Consider the following 17774-nt stretch of genomic DNA (forward strand, 5'->3'; position numbering starts at 1 on the left):
GTGTCACCCGTACAAGGAAGTAGGGCTGTCATGCCGAAGCAGGCGCCGAAAACCGACCCCGCACAGGACCGGGCGAAGGTCACCGATCCGCAGCACGCGGCGGCCGGCCTCCCGGCCGTGGCCCACAGCCTGCGGATGGCGAACGACCAGATGAGCCCCGGCCGGACCCTGGCCACCCTGCGGAAGGTGAACCAGCCCGACGGCTTCGACTGCCCCGGCTGCGCCTGGCCCGAGCCGGGCAAGACGCACACCGCCGAGTTCTGCGAGAACGGCGCCAAGGCGGTCGCCGAGGAGGCCACCGAACGGCGGATCACCACCGCGTTCTTCGCCGAGCACCCGGTCGCCGAACTGGCCGAGCGGTCCGGCTACTGGCTGGGCCAGCAGGGCCGCCTCACCGAGCCGATGCTGCTCGAAGAGGGCGCCACCCACTACACCCCGGTCTCCTGGGAGCGCGCCTTCGCGATCGTCGCCGAGGAGCTGAAGCAGCTCCCCTCCCCCGACGCCGCCGCCTTCTACACCTCGGGCCGGACCAGCAACGAGGCGGCCTTCGCCTACCAGTTGTTCGCCCGTCAGCTCGGCACCAACAACCTGCCGGACTGCTCCAACATGTGCCACGAGTCCTCCGGTTCGGCGCTGGTGGAGACCCTCGGGGTGGGCAAGGGCAGCGTCAGCCTGAAGGACCTGTACCAGGCCGACCTGATCATCGTGGCCGGGCAGAACCCGGGCACCAACCACCCCCGGATGCTCTCCGCGCTGGAGCGGGCCAAGCGGGCGGGCGCGAAGATCGTCAGCGTCAACCCGCTGCCCGAGGCCGGTCTCGAACGCTTCAAGAACCCGCAGAACGCGCGCGGCCTGGCCGGTGCCGGCACCAAGCTGACCGACCTGTTCCTGCAGATCCGGCTCGGTGGCGACCTCGCGCTGTTCCGGGCGCTGAACCAGCTGATCCTGAAGGCCGAGAACGGCGTCGACCACGCCTTCGTCGCCGAACACTGCCTGGGCTTCGAGGAGTTCGCCGCCGAGGCGGCCGCCACCGACCGGGACGAGGTGCTCGCCGCCACCGGTCTGCCCTGGGAGCAGATCGAGCAGCTGGCCGAGCTCACCCTCAACTCGCAGAAGGTGATCGTCTGCTGGGCGATGGGCCTGACCCAGCACAAGCACTCGGTACCGACCATCCGCGAGGTGGTCAACTTCCTGCTGCTGCGCGGCAACGTCGGCCGCCCGGGTGCCGGCGTCTGCCCGGTGCGCGGGCACAGCAACGTGCAGGGCGACCGCACGATGGGCATCTTCGAACGCCCCGCCCCGGCCTTCCTGGACGCGCTGGGCAAGGAGTTCGGCTTCGAACCGCCGCGCGACCACGGTCTGGACTCGGTCGACACCATCCGGGCGATGCGCGACGGCAAGGTGAAGGTCTTCTTCGCGATGGGCGGCAACTTCGTCGCGGCCACCCCGGACACCGAGGTGACCGAGGCCGCGATGCGCCGCTGCGCGCTGACCGTGCACGTCTCCACCAAGCTCAACCGCTCGCACGTGATCACCGGCGCCCGGGCCCTGATCCTGCCCACCCTCGGCCGGACCGACCGGGACTGGACCGCCGCCGGCGCCCAGTTCGTCAGCGTCGAGGACTCGATGGGCATGGTGCACTCCTCGCGCGGCGGCCTCCAGCCCCCGTCCGAGCAGCTGCTCTCCGAGGTGGCCATCGTCTGCCGGCTGGCCCGCGCCGCCCTCGGCGAGGCGAACGACGTGCCGTGGGAGCAGTTCGCCGAGTCGTACGACACCATCCGCGACCGGATCTCCCGGGTGGTGCCGGGCTTCGACGACTTCAACACCAAGGTCCGCCGCCCCGGCGGCTTCGCCCTCCCGCACGGCCCGCGCGACAGCCGGACCTTCCCGACCACCACCGGCAAGGCCAACTTCACGGTCAACCCGCTGACCGCCCCCGAGGTCCCCGCCGGGCGGCTGCTACTCCAGACCCTGCGCTCGCACGACCAGTACAACACCACCATCTACGGCCTCGACGACCGCTACCGCGGCATCACCGGCGGCCGCCGGGTGGTCATGGTCAACCCCGCCGACGCCGCCGAACTCGGCCTGACCGAGGGCGGCTACGTCGACCTGGTCAGCGAGTGGGTGGACGGCACCGAACGCCGCGCCCCGCACTTCCAGGTGGTGCACTACCCCGTCGCCCAGGGCGGGGCGGCCGCGTACTACCCGGAGACCAACGTGCTGGTGCCGCTGGACTCCACCGCCGAGATCAGCAACACCCCGACCTCCAAGGCGGTAGTGATCCGGTTCGAGCCGGACAGCACCGACTGATCGTCGGATCCTGACAGAACCTCCCCGGGCACGGCACAATGCCGATAAGTGCCATGCAATCAGGGGGAGTTGAATCATGGTCATCCGCAAGTTCACCGGACTGGCGGCCGTCGGCGCCGTCATCCTGGGGCTGCTGCTGCCGACCTCGGCGGCAGCAGCCGACTACCGGCCCGGGGCGTTCGAACCACTGAGCACCCGAGTGCTCGACACCCGCTCCGAGGAGGCACTCGCCCCGGGCGACGTGCTGAACGGAACCGTCTGGCTCGGCCACTCGGTGCCGGCCCGGCCGGTCGCCGCGGTGCTCAACATCACCGCCGTCGGGGCGACCGGCTCAGGCTTCCTGACCGCCGGGGCCGGCGATTCACCGCAGCCGGCCACCTCCAACCTCAACTACAAGGGGCCCGGGGCGGTGTCCAACCTGACCACCGTCCGGGTGAACACGGCCGGCTGGTTCCGGATCTGGAACGCGGCCGGCGGCACACCGGTGCACGTGGTGGTGGACCTGGTCGGCTACTACGACGAACACTCGGGCCGGCGGTACGCGGCGATCGACCCGCTCCGGGTGCTCGACACCCGTTCCACGCCCGGCGGCCCGCCCGCGGCGGGCTGCGCGACCAAGGTGCCCGTCCCGCACGGCTGGGTGCCGTCGGACGCCACCCACCTGGCGCTCAACGTCACCGCGACCGCGCCCCGAGGCCCCGGCTACCTGACCGTGGACACCGGCCTGCGGACCTCCAACCTCAACTTCACCACCGGGCAGACCATCGCCAACCAGGTGATCGCCCCGATCGGTGCCGACGGGATGGTGACCATCTGCAACAGCACTCCGGTGCACGTGGTGGCCGACCTGGTGGGCTACTACGGGCGCTACGCCGGCAGCCTGCTGTACCCGCAGGATCCCACCCGGCTGTACGACACCCGGACCGCCGGCAACGGTCCGATCGCCGCCGGCGGCACGCTGTCCCTCGGCCCGGCCGCCCCGGCCGGGGCCACCGCGGCGCTGCTCAACGTGACCGCCGTCCAGCCCACCGCCACCGGGTACCTGACGGTCTGGGGGCACACCTACCAGCGCCCGGGCACCAGCACCCTGAACTTCACGCCGGGCGCGGTGGTGCCGAACCACGTGCAAACGCCGGTCGACTCCGCCCGGACCGTCTTCGTCTACAACTCCGGCGGGTCGACCCACGTCGTGGTGGATTCGTTCGGCTACTTCGCCCCGACCCCGGCGGACTGGCCACCGGCCGACTGACGGACCGACACTCCGAGGTCCGGATGACCAATATGTCTGATTTGCCACTAATCTGACAGAAGCTCACCCGGACCTCGGAGGTACCTCGCATGGCCGACGCCACCCCCCAGGACACCGCCGAACCGGGTGACCTCACCTCGGGACCGCCCACACCCGCCACCCGGCTGATCCCGCTGATCGCTCCGGCGATCCTCACCGGGATCGGCGCCAGCCTCACCCTGATCGCGATCAGCTCGGTGGCCGGACGGCTGGAGAACCTGCTCTGGGAGATCATCCCGGACGGCCTGGACATCGACGGGTTCAACCCCTGGTGGATCCTGCTGATCCTCACCGTCACCGGCGTCGCCGTCGGTCTGACGGTGTGGCAGGCGCCCGGCCACGCCGGGCCCGACCCGGCCACCACCGGCCTGGTCGACCCGCCGGTGTCGCCGTACGTGCTGCCCGGGCTGATCGTGGCCACCGTCCTGGCCCTGGCCGGGGGCGTCAGCCTGGGTCCGGAGAACCCGATCACGATGATCAACATCGCGCTGGCGTACTGGATCGGCCGGCGTTTCCTGCCCTCGACCGGCCCGGTGCTCTGGGTCGGACTGGCCGCCGCCGGCACCATCGGTGCCCTCTTCGGCACCCCACTCGCCGCGGCGCTGATCCTCTCCGAGATGCCCGGGCCCGGGGCGCTCTGGGACCGGCTGTTCGCCCCGCTGATCTCCGCCGTCACCGGCTCGGTCACCACGCTGCTGCTGGTCGGCAACGACTTCGTGATCAAGGTGCCGGGCTACCCGGGCACCCGGACGGTCGACCTGTTCTGGGCCCTGCTGGTCGGTGCGGTCGGCGCCACGATCGGGCTGGCGGCGGTGTACCTCTTCCCCCTGGTGTACCGGGCGTTCCAGCAGATCCCGCACCCGGTCACGATGCTCACCGTCGGCGGCCTGACGCTCGGTGCGCTGGGCGCCCTGGGCGGCGAGCTCACCCTGTTCAAGGGCCTGGACCAGGTCAAGGAACTGGCCCTGGACTACTCGCACTACGGCTTCTGGCAGCTGCTCGGGATGGCGGTGCTGAAGCTGGTCGCGCTGGTGATCGCGTCCTGCGCCGGCTTCCGCGGCGGCCGGATCTTCCCGGCCGTCTTCGCCGCGGCCGCCCTCGGCTTCGCGGTCAGCGCGCTGATCCCCTCGGTGCCGCCGGCGCTCTCGGTGTCCTGCGCCGTCCTCGGCGTGCTGCTCGCGGTCACCCGGCAGGGCTGGCTCAGCCTGTTCACCGCCGCGGTCATCGTGCCCGACCTGACGCTGCTTCCGCTGCTCTGCGTCGCGGCCCTGCCGGCCTGGCTGATCGTCACCGGCCGCCCCGAGATGCTGATCGAACGCGCCGAGCCCGAGGCCGCACCGGCGTAACGGACGGTCAGCCCGCCGTGCTCGGCGAGGCCGCGGAGTCCTTCTTCGACCCGGCCACGGATGCGGACGCGGAGGAGGAAGTGGAGGCGGACGCCGAGGCCGACTCCGAGCCGGTCGGCGTCCCGGTCGGCGAGGTGGAGCCCGAGGGCGAGCCCGTCCCCGTGCTCGGCGAGGACGTGCCGGTCGGCGAGTCGGTGGGCGTGGCGGAGACCGGCGGCGTGGTCGGCGCAGTCGGCGAGGTGGTGACCGGCGGCGTGGTCGGCGCAGTCGGAGTGGTCGGCGGGGCGGTGACCGGTGGCGTCGGCAGGTTCTCCGGCTTGGCCGGCTGAATCGGCGTCACCGCGTCCGCCCCCTTGGGCAGCTCGGGCACCTTCCAGCTGCCGCCGGGCTCGTCCGACACCGACTGCGGGTCGGGACGGACCGCGCCGAGGATCGGCATCGCGCCGATCGGCGAGACCTTGATCACCGCACCGGTGCGCGGCGCCTGCACCACCAGGCCGCCGCCGATGTACATCGCGATGTGGGTCGCGCCGCCGTAGTAGACCACCAGGTCACCGGGGCGGATCTGGTTCAGCGGCACCTTGGTCAGCTCGGACCACTGGTCCTGGCTGACCCGCGGGATGTTCACGCCGGCAGCCAGCCAGGCCTGCGAGGTGAGCCCGGAGCAGTCGAACTTGTCCGGCCCGGTGCCGCCCCAGAGGTAGTCCTTGCCGAGCTGAGCCAGCGCGAAGGCGACCGCCTTGCGCCCGGCCTGCGAGGGCGTGCGCTCTCCCTTGCCCAGCGCGCCCGAGGCGAGGAAGGCGAGCTGCGCCTCGTCCGCCCGGGTCTTCTCCAGCTGCTCGAGCTCGCTGCGCTGGGCCCCGGTGAGCGAGCTGACCATCTGCTCGACCTCGGCCAGCCGCCGCGCCACGTCGGCCTTGCCGGCCTCCTGCTGGACGGCCAGCGCCTGGGCCTGGGCGAGGGTCGCCTCGGCGAGCTGCTGAAGCACCGTCAGGGTGGCCCGGTCGCCCTTCAGCCGGTCCAGGAACTCGGTCTGCGAACGCCCGGCGGCGTTCAGCAGCTCCGCCACCACCACCGCCTCGTACGGGGAGTCGGTGAGCAGCAGCTCGGCGAGGTCGGACGAGTTGCCGTTCCGGTACTGGGCGGCGGCCAGCTGGGAGGCCAGGTCGCTGCCGGCGTCCACGGCGGCTTGCTGGTGCTCCAGCCGGACCTTCAGGTCGGCGACGGTGGCCTGCTGGGTGGCGAGCTTGGCGACCGTCCCGTTGTACTGCTCGGTGGCCGCCTCGGCCTCCCGGTACAGCTCGTGCAGGCGGTCCAGCATCGGGCCGAGGGTGGCCTTGGCCTGGGCCAGCGGGTCCGCCCCGGGGGCGACCGAGACGGGCGGCGTGGGCGCGGCGAACGCCGTCCCGGCTGTGCCGAACGCGAGCGAGGCCAGTGCCAGCACCGCACCGCAGCGCAGGGCGGCTCGCACCCAGGGCCGCACGCCGTTCTCCGTCGTCCGAACCCCAGCGCGCATCAGCTCGCCCCTCCCCGTAGTCCCCGACCCTGACCAGGCCGTCCCGCCTGGCAATTCGCCCTCGATCCTGCCATGCGCCCCCCGGATCCAGACAGGGGGTTACCGGGCAGTCGGATGAATTCTCAGCTCAGCTTCAGGTTGGATGTGAGACAGCTCTCAACAAACCATCACCAAACCGGACCTTGCCCACCAAAACGCCTGGCCAGCAGCCCTGCCTCCACGATTCGGAAGCGTTCCGGCAACCTCGGCGACACTCTCGGAACCACAGCTCCCGCCTCAGTTCACCTTCCGTTCACCAACCCTCCCTACCGTCGCCGGTGACATCAGCGTCAGTCCGACAACTACGACGATTGTTTGGGTCCATGGAACACATCACGTTCCTGGTGGCCGTTGTGATCATCACAGCGCTCGCCTTCGACTTCACCAACGGCTTCCACGACACCGCCAACGCGATGGCCACCTCCATCGCCACGGGAGCCCTCCGCCCGAAGGTCGCGGTCACCATCGCTGCGGTCCTCAACTTCGCCGGCGCCTTCCTCTCGGTGAAGGTCGCCACCACGATCTCGGGCGGCATCGTCAGCGAGAAGGCCGGCATCCAGCCGGCCATCATCTTCGCCGCCCTGGTCGGCGCGATCCTGTGGAACCTGCTGACCTGGCTGAAGGGCCTGCCCTCCAGCTCCTCGCACGCGCTGTACGGCGGCCTGATCGGCGCCACCGTGGTCGGGGTCGGGCTGAACGGCGTGAACTTCGGCGTCGTCGTCTCCAAGATCCTGATCCCCGCCGTGGCCTCCCCGATCGTGGCCGGGCTGGCCTCCTGGGGCGCCACCAAGCTGGCGTACCGGATCACCCGGAACGGCCGCGAGGCCAGTACCAACAAGGGCTTCAAGACCGGCCAGGTCTTCTCCGCCTCGCTGATCTCGCTCGCCCACGGCACCAACGACGCCCAGAAGACGATGGGCATCATCACCCTGACCCTGGTCTCGGTCGGCGCCCTGCCGAAGGGCGCGCTGCCGCCCACCTGGGTCATCGTCAGCGCCGGTGCGGCGATCGCGATCGGCACCTACATGGGTGGCTGGCGGATCATCCGCTCGATGGGCAAGGGCCTCGCCGACATCCAGCCCCCGCAGGGATTCTCCTCCGAGGCCGCGGCTGCCACCGTGATCCTCACCTCCTCGCACATGGGCTACGGCCTCTCCACCACCCAGGTCTGCTCGGGCGGCGTCATGGGCGCCGGTCTCGGCGGCCCGAAGGCCCAGGTGCACTGGAGCATGGCCCGCCGGATGCTCTACACCTGGGGCCTGACGCTGCCCGCCGCCGCCACCGTGGCCGGTCTGGCCGCCTTCGTCGCGGACAAGGGCACCTGGGGCGTGCTGCTGGTCGGCGCCGCGCTGGTGATCGGCTCCGGTGCGATGTGGGTGCTCTCCCGCCGCCAGCCGGTGCACGCCGACAACGTCAACGACACCGACGTCACCCCGGTCGAGGTCCCGCAGGCCCCGGTCCCCACCCCCGCCACGACCACCGTCGCGGCCTGAGCCCGGAAGGCTTCCTCTCATGAGCATGAGCATCAAGTGGGCCGCCCTGGCCGAGACCGCCGGCGTCAGCTTCGTGGTCACCGTCGCCACCGTCGCCGTCTTCGCCCTCGGCATCATGGCCCTGTCCCGCCGCGAGACGGCCCAGGAGACCGGGAACGGGTCGGGCACCGCCAACCTGGCGCTGGCCGGAGCCTCGGTCTGCTTCGCCGCCTGCGCCTCGGTGGTCGGCTACGGCCTCTACCTGATCGCCGGCTAGCACCGCCACGTACGTACGCCGCTGCCCTCCTCGTCCGCAAACGAGGAGGGCAGCGGCGTATCCGTCCCTAGTCCAGCGCGAGTTCGCGCGGCCGGTCGGCCGGGGCCTCGTCCTGGGTGGTGCGCAGCGGCACCTCGCGGATCAGCAGCACCACCAGGAAGGCCAGCAGGGCGAGCGGCGCGGCGATCAGGAAGACCGTGGCGATGCCGTGCCCGAAGGCGTCGGTGACCAGCGGGACCACCGGGGCGGGCAGCGTCCCGAGGTCCGGGATGCCGCCACCGGCGGCTGCGGTCGGCAGGTGGGCGGCGGCCAGACTGTCCGTCAGGTGCCGGGTGACCTGGTGCGAGAGCAGCGCGCCGAGCGCGGAGACGCCCATCGCGCCGCCCATGGTCCGGAAGAAGGTGACCGTCGAGCTGGCGGTGCCGAGTTCGTGCCGGGGCACGGTGTTCTGCACGGCCAGCACCAGGTTCTGCATGGTCAGCCCGAGGCCGACGCCGGTGATCGCCATGGCGACCGCCAGCAGCGCGTACGGGGTGTCGTCCCGGACCGTGCCGAGCAGCGCGAAGCCGACCGCGAGCAGGCCCGTACCGGCCACCAGGTACGCCTTCCAGCGGCCGTACCGGGTGATCAGCTTGCCCGCGACGGTCGAGGAGACCGCGAGGCCGAGGATCATCGGCAGGGTGAGCAGCCCGGCCATGGTCGGCGACTCCCGCCTGGCCAGCTGGAAGTACTGGCTGAGGAAGGTGGTCGCGCCGTACATCCCGACCCCGACCAGCACACTGGCGATCGCGGCCAGCGTGACCGTGCGGTGGCGGAACAGGTCGAGCGGGATGATCGGCTCGGCGGCCCGGCGCTCTGCCAGTACGAACAGCGCGGCCAGCGCGAGCCCGCCGCCGACCATCGCCGCCGTCTGCCAGGAGAGCCAGGGGTAGCTGTCACCGGCCAGCGAGATCCAGATCATCAGCAGGCTGACCGAGGCGGTGATCAGCGTCGCGCCGAGGTAGTCGATCTTCGCCTTGCGGCGGACCACCGGCAGCCGCAGGGTCCGCTGCAGCACCACGATGGCGACCAGCGAGAACGGGATGCCCAGGTAGAAGCACCACCGCCAGCCGAGCCAGCTGGTGTCCACCACCACCCCGCCGATCAGCGGCCCGCCGATGGTGGCCAGCGCGAAGACCGCGCCGAAGTAGCCGCTGTACCTGCCGCGTTCGCGGGGCGGCACCATGGCGGCCAGGCAGATCTGGGCCAGCGCGGTGACGCCGCCCGCCCCGATGCCCTGGAGCACCCGGCAGGCGATCAGCTGGCCGGTGTTCTGGGACAGCCCGGCCAGCGCGGAGGAGACGATGTAGATCACCAGCGCGATCTGCACCAGCAGCTTCCGGCTGACCAGGTCGGAGAGCTTGCCCCAGATCGGGGTGGCGGCGGTGAGCGAGAGCAGCGCGGCGGTGACCACCCAGGTGTACGCGGTCTGGCCGCCGTGCAGGTCGGTCAGGATGTGCGGCAGCGCGTTGGCGACGACGGTCGAGGAGAGCACCGCCACGAAGAGGCCGAGGAGGAGCCCGGAGAGGGCTTCGAGGACCTGACGGTGGGTCATCGGGGCTGGGTCTGAAGTTGTGGTCATGCGGGTCCTTCGGCCTGGATTTTTGTTGCCTTTGGCAACCATAAGACGAGATGGTTGACATAGGCAACAATCAGGGAAGGGCCCTCAGCCGAGCTTGGGCTCGCCGATCGCGTCGTTGAACCGCTGGAGAAGATCGGCGAGTTGGGCCACGTCAGCGCTCTCCCAGTCGCCCAGCATGTCCCGGAACCGGCCCAGCCGGCCGCTCCGGGCCGCCAGATAACGGGCCTCGCCGTCCGGGGTGAGCGAGACCAGTGAGGAGCGCCGGTCCAGTGGATCGGTCTCCCGGGTGACCAGCTCCAGCTCCTCCAGCACCTTGACCTGCCGGCTGATGGTGGCCTTGCCCACACCGAAGTGCAGCCCGATGTCGGTCAGCCTGACCTGCCCGCGCTCCTGAATGAAGCCGAGCATGCTGTACGCCACGCCCTCCAGCGCCGGGTGCACCTGCCGGGACATCTCGGCCGCCCTCGCCCTGCCCCGCCGGAACAGCACGGCGACCTCGCGCTCCACGGCGATCAGCGCCTGCTCGGCGCTCCGGTGGTCAGCTGCCCGCTCAGTCATGGCGCCAGTATCCCGCAGTCGAGCCTCCGTTGATCGACAACTGTTTCATGATATGAAGTATCCGTTTTGCCCTTGCTTGCGTTCTAAGGAGAGGTTCGATGGCCGACCCGGGCCGCCAGGGATTCCTCGCGGAACTCAAGGACGCGGTCACCCCGCGCGCCGCCCTGCTGGTGATCGCGGTGCTGCTGCTGCAGCTCGGGTTCATCACCTCGTACGTCGGGGCCCTGCACCACCCGACCCCGCACGAGCTGTCGATCGCGGTGGTCGCCCCGCCGCAGGTCAGCCCGAAGCTGGTCGGCGCGCTGGAGTCGGTGCCGGACAGCGCGGTCCGCGCCACCACCGCGACCGACCGGGACGACGCCGTCGCCCGGATCAAGGACCAGAAGATCTACGCCGCCTGGCTCTTCGACCCGACGACCACGCAGGACACCCTGCTGGTCGCCGACGCCCGCGGCCCGGCCGCCGCCACGGCCGCCGAGACCATCGTCACCGCCGTCGACAAGAGCCAGGGCCGGACGGTCGTGGTGGAGGACGTCCTGCCGCTCGCCAAGGGCGACGCGGAGGGCCTGTCCTCGTTCTACCTGGTGGTCGGCTGGTGCGTCGGCGGCTACCTGGTCGCCTCCATCCTCGGCATCAGCGCGGGCTCCCGGCCCGCCAACCCGAGCCGCGCCGTGATCCGGCTCGGCGCGCTGGCGCTGTACTCCGTCGCGGCCGGCATCGGCGGGGCGGTCATCATCGGGCCCGCCCTGAACGCCCTGCCCGGCTCCAGCTGGGGGCTGATCGGGCTCGGCAGCCTGGTGGTGTTCGCGGTCGGGGCGATCACCATGGCACTGGAGTGCCTGTTCGACGTGGTCGGCATCGGGCTGGCGGTGCTGATCTTCGTGGTGCTCGGCAACCCGAGTGCGGGTGGGGTGTTCCCGCCGCCGATGATGCCCGCGTTCTGGCGGGCGATCGGCGCCTGGATCCCGAACGGGGCCGGCACCGACGTGGCCCGCTCGATCGCGTACTTCGGGGGGACCAACATCCTCGTACCGCTGCTGGTCCTGGTCGCCTGGGCGGTGGTCGGCGTCGGCGTCACCATGGCGGCGGTGATCCGGCGGCCGCGGTACGGGCGGGAGCACATTTCTACGCACGGTTGAGTTGCACTGCCCAGGGGCTCGGGGAACTGCGACGGTTCGTGGCTGGCGGGTATCACTGCGAAAGTGCCTGACCGCCTACGCACGATCACCTTTTACGAGGTCGGCGTCGCAGTTCCCCGAGCCCCTGGTGGTGCAACCTTGCGCGGCGTCATGGGCCCGCGTATGCGCCGGGGTTGGCGATGATGTTGCGGACGACGCCGACCGCGGCGCCGAGGAGGGGGCCGCGGCGGCCGAGGGGGGAGACGGAGAGCCAGGTCTCGTTCCAGGGGCGGACGGTGACCCGGGCGGTGAGTTCGGCCCGCATGGTGGGGAGCAGCCAGTCGCCCAGCTCGGCGTAGCCGCCGCCGAGCACGACGGCCTGCGGGTCGAGCAGGTTCACCGCCCCGGCCGCCGCGATGCCGAGGGCCGTTCCGGCGCCCGCGAGGGCGGTCAGCACCGCCGGGTCGCCGGCGGCGGCCCGGGCGGCGAGCAGGGCGACCCAGTCGCCGCCGACGCCCTCCAGGCCCGCCGCCCGCAGGACGGCGGTCTCCCCGGCGTACTGCTCCAGGCAGCCGCGGGCACCGCAGGCGCAGGGCGGGCCGTCCGGCCAGACCGTCAGGTGGCCCAGTTCGCCCGCGAAGCCCCGGGCGCCGCGCAGCAGTTGACCGCCGATCACGATCGCCGAGCCGATCCCGGCCTCGGCCGAGAGGTGGCAGAAGTCGTCGGGGCGGCCGGCCAGCCAGAGTTCGGCCAGGCCGCCCAGGTTGGCCTCGTTGTCGACCTCGATCGGCAGGGCGGCCAGGTCGGTGGCCCCGGCGGCCCGGAGGGCGGAGCGCAGTTCGGCGGCGGCGGGCACATCGCTCCACCCCAGGTTGGCCGCACCCGCGATCACCCCGCTCGCCGCGCCGACCAGGCCGGGCACGGCCAGGGTCAGCCCGGCGGGCCGGAGTCCGGCCTCGGCGGCGGCCCGGTGGAGCAGTTCGGCCAGGTCGGCCAGGACGGCGGCCGGGGTGCGGCCCCGGTTGCCGATCTCCAGCCGGTGCCAACTCCGCACCTCGCCCCGGAGATCGACCACGCAGGCGGCCAGGTGCTCGACCCCGATCTCGCCGCCGAGCCCGGCCGGCCCGTCCGGACTGAGCGCCAGCTCGCTGCCGGGCCGCCCGACCCGGCCGCTCGGCGCGGTCGGCCCGGCCTCGGTCAGCAGCCCGGCGGCCATCAGCTCCTCGACCAGCGAGGAGACCGCCGCCCTGGTCAGCCCGGTCGCCCCGGCCACCGCCGCGCGCGAGCACGGCCGGGCCGCGATCTCCCCGAGCACCAGGGCCAGGTTGGCCCACCGCATCCCCTGCTGACTCGCCGGTCCGGCCCGCACCGGCTCACCCCCTGTTTCGTCCTGGCGCCGCGCCAGTCGGTGCAGCGTAACGGCCCGTGCGGTCACACCCCGAGCAACCCCCCGGCGGCCGCCAGGGTGGCACCGATCCGGTCCAGTGCGGCCTTGTCGCGGGGGACGGGGTCGAGCACCGGACCGGCCGAGGTCTGCCAGCGGCGGGCCACGGCGGCCGGGGCCTCGCCGGTCAGCAGCGCGGCGGCCTGGGCGGCAGCGCCGAGGGCCACCAGTTCGGTGGCGGTGGGGAGTTGGACCGGGCGGCCGGAGAGGCGGAGTACGGTCTGCTGCCAGGCCCGACCCTTGGCCCCGCCGCCGATCAGCAGCAGGGGCGCGTCGGACTCCGGTTCGGCACCGGCCGCCAGGACCTGGTCGAGTGCGGTCAGCAGGGCGTACGCGGCGCCGTCGTACCCGGCCTGGAGCAGTTGCCCCCCGGTGGTCTCGTGACGCAGGCCGTGCAGCAGGCCGGAGGCGTACGGCAGGTCCGGCGTGCGCTCACCGTCCAGGAACGGCAGCACGACGGCGCTGCCGCCGGGCTCGACGGCCTCCCGGTCCCGGCCGAGCAGGGCGGCCAGGCGGTCCACGGCGAGGGTGCAGTTGAGCGTGCAGGCGAGCGGGAGCCAGTGGACGCCGTCAGCCGCCGCAAAACCCGCCACCACGCCGGTCGGATCAGCCGGCCGCCCCCGCGTGAGCGCATACGCGGTCCCGGACGTCCCGAGCGACACCACCGCCTGCCCGGGCATCAGCCCGAGCCCCAGCGCCGCCGCGGCGTTATCCCCCGCCCCGGCCGCTACCAACACACCCTCAGCCATCAGGGGCTCGGGGAGCTGCGACGCCGACCCTTGGAGCGTTGCACCTGCGTAAATGGCGGGGGACTTTGCATTTGGTGCACCCGAGCCAGGCGCCTCAGCCGAAGGCGGAAGCAACTCGACCGGCAGCCCCACGAGTTCAAGAATCTCCGCGTCGTACCCCCCAGGCCCCCACCACCCCGTCCCGGAAGCGTCGGAGGGCTCCGCGACCACCTGCCCGGTGAGCCGTTCGGTCAGGTACTCGTGCGGCAGCCGCACCGCGGCCACCCCCGAGGTCAGCCCCTGCGCCCGCAGCCAGGCCCACTTGCTGACCGTGAACGACGCGCCGGGCACACTGCCGACCCGCCGCGCCCACTCCTCCCGCCCCAACTCCCGTACCAGCGCGGCCGCTTCGGGCGCCGACCGGGTGTCGTTCCAGAGCAGAGCGGGATGCACCGCAACCCCCGCCGCGTCCAGCGCGACCAGCCCGTGCTGCTGGCCCGCCACCGAGACGGCGGCGGCCCGGTCGGCGTGACCGGTGGCGGCCACGGCCGTGCACAGGGCCTGCCACCACTGCTCCGGGTCGCTCTCCCGGGCGCCGCCGGTGCCCCGGACGGTGTGCGGGGCCCGCCCCTCCCCCAGCACCTCGCCGGTCGCGACGTCCACGGCCAGTGCCTTGGTCGCCTGGGTGGAACTGTCGATCCCGATCACGATCTGCCGTGCCGCCACATCGCCCGCCCTTCTCCGCCATCCGCCACGTTTTCGTCCGCCGCCTCTTCCCGGGGACGCGTCCGGATACTAGTTTGTTTTCTGCCATGACGAATAGAGGAGAGGCGCCCGTGAGCACTCTGACCCCCACCCCCTCGGACAAGTTCACCTTCGGTCTGTGGACCGTCGGCTGGCAGGGCCGCGACCCGTTCGGCGACGCCACCCGCCCGGCCCTGGACCCGGTGGAGACGGTCACCCGGCTGGCGGAGCTGGGCGCGCACGGCGTGACCTTCCACGACGACGACCTGATCCCGTTCGGCGCGGGCGAGGGCGAGCGCGACCAGGCCGTGAAGCGGTTCCGGCAGGCGCTGGACGCCACCGGCCTGCAGGTCCCGATGGCCACCACCAACCTGTTCTCGCACCCGGTCTTCAAGGACGGCGCGTTCACCGCCAACGACCGCGACGTACGCCGGTACGCGCTGCGCAAGACCATCCGCAACATCGACCTCGCGGCCGAACTGGGCGCCACCACGTACGTCGCCTGGGGCGGCCGGGAGGGCGCCGAGCACGGTGCGTCCAAGGACGTCCGAGTGGCGCTGGACCGGCTGAAGGAGGCGTTCGACCTGCTCGGCGAGTACGTCACCGAGCAGGGCTACGACCTGCGGTTCGCGATCGAGCCCAAGCCGAACGAGCCGCGCGGCGACATCCTGCTGCCGACCATCGGCCACGCCCTCGCCTTCATCAACCAGCTGGAGCGGCCCGAGCTGGTCGGCCTCAACCCGGAGGTCGGCCACGAGCAGATGGCGGGCCTGAACTTCGCGCACGGCATCGCGCAGACGCTCTGGGCGGGCAAGCTCTTCCACATCGACCTGAACGGCCAGTCCGGGCCGAAGTACGACCAGGACCTGCGGTTCGGCGCGGGTGACCTGCGCGGCGCGTTCTGGCTGGTCGACCTGCTGGAGAGCGCGGGTTACGACGGCCCCCGGCACTTCGACTTCAAGCCCTCCCGGACGGAGGACCTGGACGGCGTCTGGGTCTCGGCCGCCGCCTGCATGCGCAACTACCTGGCGCTCAAGCAGAAGGCGCTGGCCTTCCGGGCCGACCCCGCCGTCCAGGCCGCCCTGACGGCGGCCCGGCTGGACCAGCTGGCCCGGCCGACCGCCGAGGACGGCCTGACCGCACTGCTCGCCGACCGGACCGCCTTCGAGGACTTCGACCCGGCCGCGGCCGGCGCCCGGGGCATGGGCTTCGAACTGCTCGACCAGCTCGCCATGGACCACCTGCTCGGCCTCTGACCGACCGTCACCGTCGACCGGCCGTCACCGCTGTCCGCCCGTCACCGGCCGGCCCCCGCCCGGGGCCGGTCGGCGGGCAGCGGATCGGCCCGGCGGGTGAAGACCCACCGCTGCATCGCCCAGTACCGGAACAGCATCGCCAGGAACGTCCCGACGATCATCCCGCTGAGGAAGTCGGCGGCCTCCTCGGCGAACGCGGTGACATGCGGCTCCCGCAGGTCCAGCAGGTACCGGGAGACCACCAGCGGCGCGTCGTTCACCAGCACCGCCAGCCCGCTGACCACCAGGTACAGCACCGCCTCGCGCTGCCGCCCGTGCGCCCGGAACGACCACTGCCGGTTCAGCACGTAGGAGACGACCGTCGCGACCACGGTCGCGACGGTCAGCGCGACCACCGGCTTCTCCTCGAACACGGTGTGCCGCAGCCCGAAGTTCAGCACCATCGTGAGCAGGAAGCAGCTCCCGCCCACCAGCAGGAACTTCACCAGCCTGCGGTGCCGGACCAGGAACGGCCGGAGCCGAAGCGGGACTCGGGACAGCACCCGTTGAGTAGGTGACGGCATTTCGGCAGTTTCGCACGGGTCTGTCCCGTTCGACGGCCGAACGACACGTCCTAGCCGGCCGTGATCCGCAGCACGCCCGTGGTGGTGCCCTGCAACACCACCCGGCCGGGCGCGATGCTGCCCACCATCTGCAGCGTGTCGAAGATGAAGCCCGCCCCGAGGTAGGCCGTCCGCACCGTCCGCCCGGTGGCCGGGTCGATCTCGGCGTACGAGTACGGGTCCACCGCCGAGGTCGCGTCGGTGCCCGGGATCACCGGGTTGCGCAGCACCGTACGGAGCAGCCCGTCCGCGGTGGACAGCCTCGGCACCGCGGCCGACCTGGTCCGGTTGTCCCAGGTCAGGTCGCAGCCGGAGCCGTCGGCCCGGACGTCCACCCGGCTCAGCCCGCCCCGGAAGGCGGCCGAGGAGGGCACGCTCGGCCCCGCGTCCTCCGGCAGCTTCGGGTACGGGTAGCCGTACGTGCTGGCCACGAAGACCGCGTTGCCGACCGCCACCGGCGAGTTCTCGCTGCCGCTGCCGCCCGCCTTGAGCACCGGCACCGAGCAGACCTGCTCACCGCTGCCGGCCCGGTAGACCAGCAGGTTCACCGTGGGCGCGGCGTTGTCCACCACGGTCAGGTAGTCGGTGCCGGTGCCCGGCCCGAAGAAGGTCGGGGTGGAACCGGTCCCCCAGCTCAGCTGCCCCGGCTTCCGCCCCGGGCCCCGGTCGTACGGCTGACGCCAGCTCACCTGCGGGGTGCCGTCGGCGGACGCGGTCAGCAGGTAGGTGGCGTGCGTGGTGGCCACCGCCGTCCCGGCCGGGGCGGTGGAGATCGAGTTGGCCACCCGCTCACCGGCCGGCAGCGCGAGGGTGCGGACCACGCCGGTCCGGTCGTCGGCGGTGCCGACCACCCCGGCGCCGGTGACGAACCAGACCCGCCCCTGCCAGTCCGGCGAGAGCCCGGTGACGGCGTCCCCGTCCGGGACCGCCCCCGCGAGCGGCAGCCGGGAGTCGACGTACAGCTCCCAGCCGCCGGCCGCCGTACGGCGGTGCCCGATCCGCAGCAGCTCCCGGTTGCCGTCCACCGCGACCAGCCGGTCCCGGTGGTCCAGATAGGCGTATACCCCGCCGAGCAACGAGCCCTTGGCCAGGGTCAGTTCGGCCACCGACCCACCGGTCGCCGGGTCGAGCAGATGAACGGTCGGCGCCAGCCCGAAGATCTCCGTGCAGAGCGCGACCGGATAGCCGTCGGCCCCGACCAGCACGGTCGGGCAGGCGGACTGCAACGCCGTCCGGTGCGAACGGACACTGCCCGCCCCCGGCCCCGGCAGCGGGGTCGCGTCGGAGGAACCGGTGTCCCTGTGCATGGTGGCCGTGCCGGCCGGGCCCGCGAACGGGTTGGCCGGCGGCAGCGGGCCGTACGGGTCGGCAGCGTGCGCCGGGGTCTGACTGGTCAGCAGGAGGGCGGCCGTGGCGAGCACGGCGGCGCGAGTGCGCAGACGCATGGAAGTC

14 protein-coding genes are annotated in these 17774 nt (G+C 72.3%); 7 read left to right on the plus strand and 7 right to left on the minus strand.

Going from position 1 to position 17774, the window contains the following annotated elements; all coding sequences use genetic code 11:
• Nucleotides 1–30 precede the first annotated feature (30 nt).
• The 3 genes from F4556_RS12525 (at nt 31) to F4556_RS12535 (ending at nt 4947) form a co-directional block, all read left to right on the plus strand.
• Nucleotides 31–2313: an FdhF/YdeP family oxidoreductase gene (locus F4556_RS12525; protein ID WP_184914343.1), complete on the plus strand. Its 2283-nt coding sequence runs from the start codon at nt 31–33 to the stop codon at nt 2311–2313.
• A 76-nt stretch (nt 2314–2389) separates the two neighbouring features.
• On the plus strand, nt 2390–3562 hold the full coding sequence (locus tag F4556_RS12530; RefSeq protein ID WP_184914345.1) for a hypothetical protein: 1173 nt from the start codon (nt 2390–2392) through the stop codon (nt 3560–3562).
• Between the two features lie 89 nt (nt 3563–3651).
• Nucleotides 3652–4947, plus strand: a complete 1296-nt coding sequence (locus F4556_RS12535) for an ion channel protein (RefSeq protein ID WP_184914347.1) — start codon at nt 3652–3654, stop codon at nt 4945–4947.
• 7 nt (nt 4948–4954) lie between these two features.
• Here the strand turns inward: F4556_RS12535 and F4556_RS12540 are convergent, their stop codons facing one another.
• Nucleotides 4955–6463, minus strand: coding sequence for a C40 family peptidase (locus F4556_RS12540; protein WP_184914349.1), 1509 nt, complete (start codon nt 6461–6463; stop codon nt 4955–4957).
• A 362-nt stretch (nt 6464–6825) separates the two neighbouring features.
• Between F4556_RS12540 and F4556_RS12545 the strand changes: the two genes are divergently transcribed.
• Both F4556_RS12545 and F4556_RS12550 read left to right on the plus strand, forming a co-directional pair.
• Nucleotides 6826–7995 carry an inorganic phosphate transporter gene (locus F4556_RS12545; RefSeq protein WP_184914351.1) on the plus strand — a complete coding sequence of 390 codons (1170 nt, stop codon included), beginning with the start codon at nt 6826–6828 and terminating at the stop codon, nt 7993–7995.
• Nucleotides 7996–8014: 19 nt separating this feature from the next.
• Nucleotides 8015–8251 (plus strand): hypothetical protein, encoded by a 237-nt coding sequence (locus F4556_RS12550; RefSeq protein ID WP_376775685.1) that lies wholly within the window; start codon nt 8015–8017, stop codon nt 8249–8251.
• A 67-nt stretch (nt 8252–8318) separates the two neighbouring features.
• On the opposite strand, the gene F4556_RS12555 is transcribed toward F4556_RS12550, so the two are convergent.
• Together F4556_RS12555 and F4556_RS12560 are read right to left on the minus strand one after the other, a co-directional pair.
• Nucleotides 8319–9845, minus strand: a complete 1527-nt coding sequence (locus F4556_RS12555) for an MDR family MFS transporter (protein WP_184914352.1) — start codon at nt 9843–9845, stop codon at nt 8319–8321.
• A 111-nt stretch (nt 9846–9956) separates the two neighbouring features.
• A complete protein-coding gene (locus F4556_RS12560) occupies nt 9957–10430 on the minus strand; it encodes a MarR family winged helix-turn-helix transcriptional regulator (RefSeq protein WP_184914354.1) in 474 nt (157 codons plus the stop codon).
• A 98-nt stretch (nt 10431–10528) separates the two neighbouring features.
• Between F4556_RS12560 and F4556_RS12565 the strand changes: the two genes are divergently transcribed.
• A complete protein-coding gene (locus F4556_RS12565) occupies nt 10529–11569 on the plus strand; it encodes a DUF3533 domain-containing protein (RefSeq protein ID WP_184914356.1) in 1041 nt (346 codons plus the stop codon).
• Nucleotides 11570–11717: 148 nt separating this feature from the next.
• Here the strand turns inward: F4556_RS12565 and F4556_RS12570 are convergent, their stop codons facing one another.
• Together F4556_RS12570 and xylB are read right to left on the minus strand one after the other, a co-directional pair.
• Nucleotides 11718–12887: an ROK family transcriptional regulator gene (locus F4556_RS12570; protein ID WP_184924542.1), complete on the minus strand. Its 1170-nt coding sequence runs from the start codon at nt 12885–12887 to the stop codon at nt 11718–11720.
• 92 nt (nt 12888–12979) lie between these two features.
• On the minus strand, nt 12980–14446 hold the full coding sequence (xylB, locus tag F4556_RS12575) for a xylulokinase (protein WP_184914358.1): 1467 nt from the start codon (nt 14444–14446) through the stop codon (nt 12980–12982).
• Nucleotides 14447–14565: 119 nt separating this feature from the next.
• On the opposite strand from xylB, the gene xylA reads away from it, so the two are divergent.
• Nucleotides 14566–15720 (plus strand): xylose isomerase, encoded by a 1155-nt coding sequence (gene xylA, locus F4556_RS12580; protein ID WP_246511486.1) that lies wholly within the window; start codon nt 14566–14568, stop codon nt 15718–15720.
• Between the two features lie 41 nt (nt 15721–15761).
• On the opposite strand, the gene F4556_RS12585 is transcribed toward xylA, so the two are convergent.
• Together F4556_RS12585 and F4556_RS12590 are read right to left on the minus strand one after the other, a co-directional pair.
• On the minus strand, nt 15762–16283 hold the full coding sequence (locus F4556_RS12585) for a GtrA family protein (protein WP_184914362.1): 522 nt from the start codon (nt 16281–16283) through the stop codon (nt 15762–15764).
• Between the two features lie 50 nt (nt 16284–16333).
• Nucleotides 16334–17767 (minus strand): hypothetical protein, encoded by a 1434-nt coding sequence (locus tag F4556_RS12590; RefSeq protein ID WP_184914364.1) that lies wholly within the window; start codon nt 17765–17767, stop codon nt 16334–16336.
• Nucleotides 17768–17774: the final 7 nt, after the last annotated feature.

Source organism: Kitasatospora gansuensis (assembly GCF_014203705.1).
GTDB classification, from domain to species: domain Bacteria; phylum Actinomycetota; class Actinomycetes; order Streptomycetales; family Streptomycetaceae; genus Kitasatospora; species Kitasatospora gansuensis.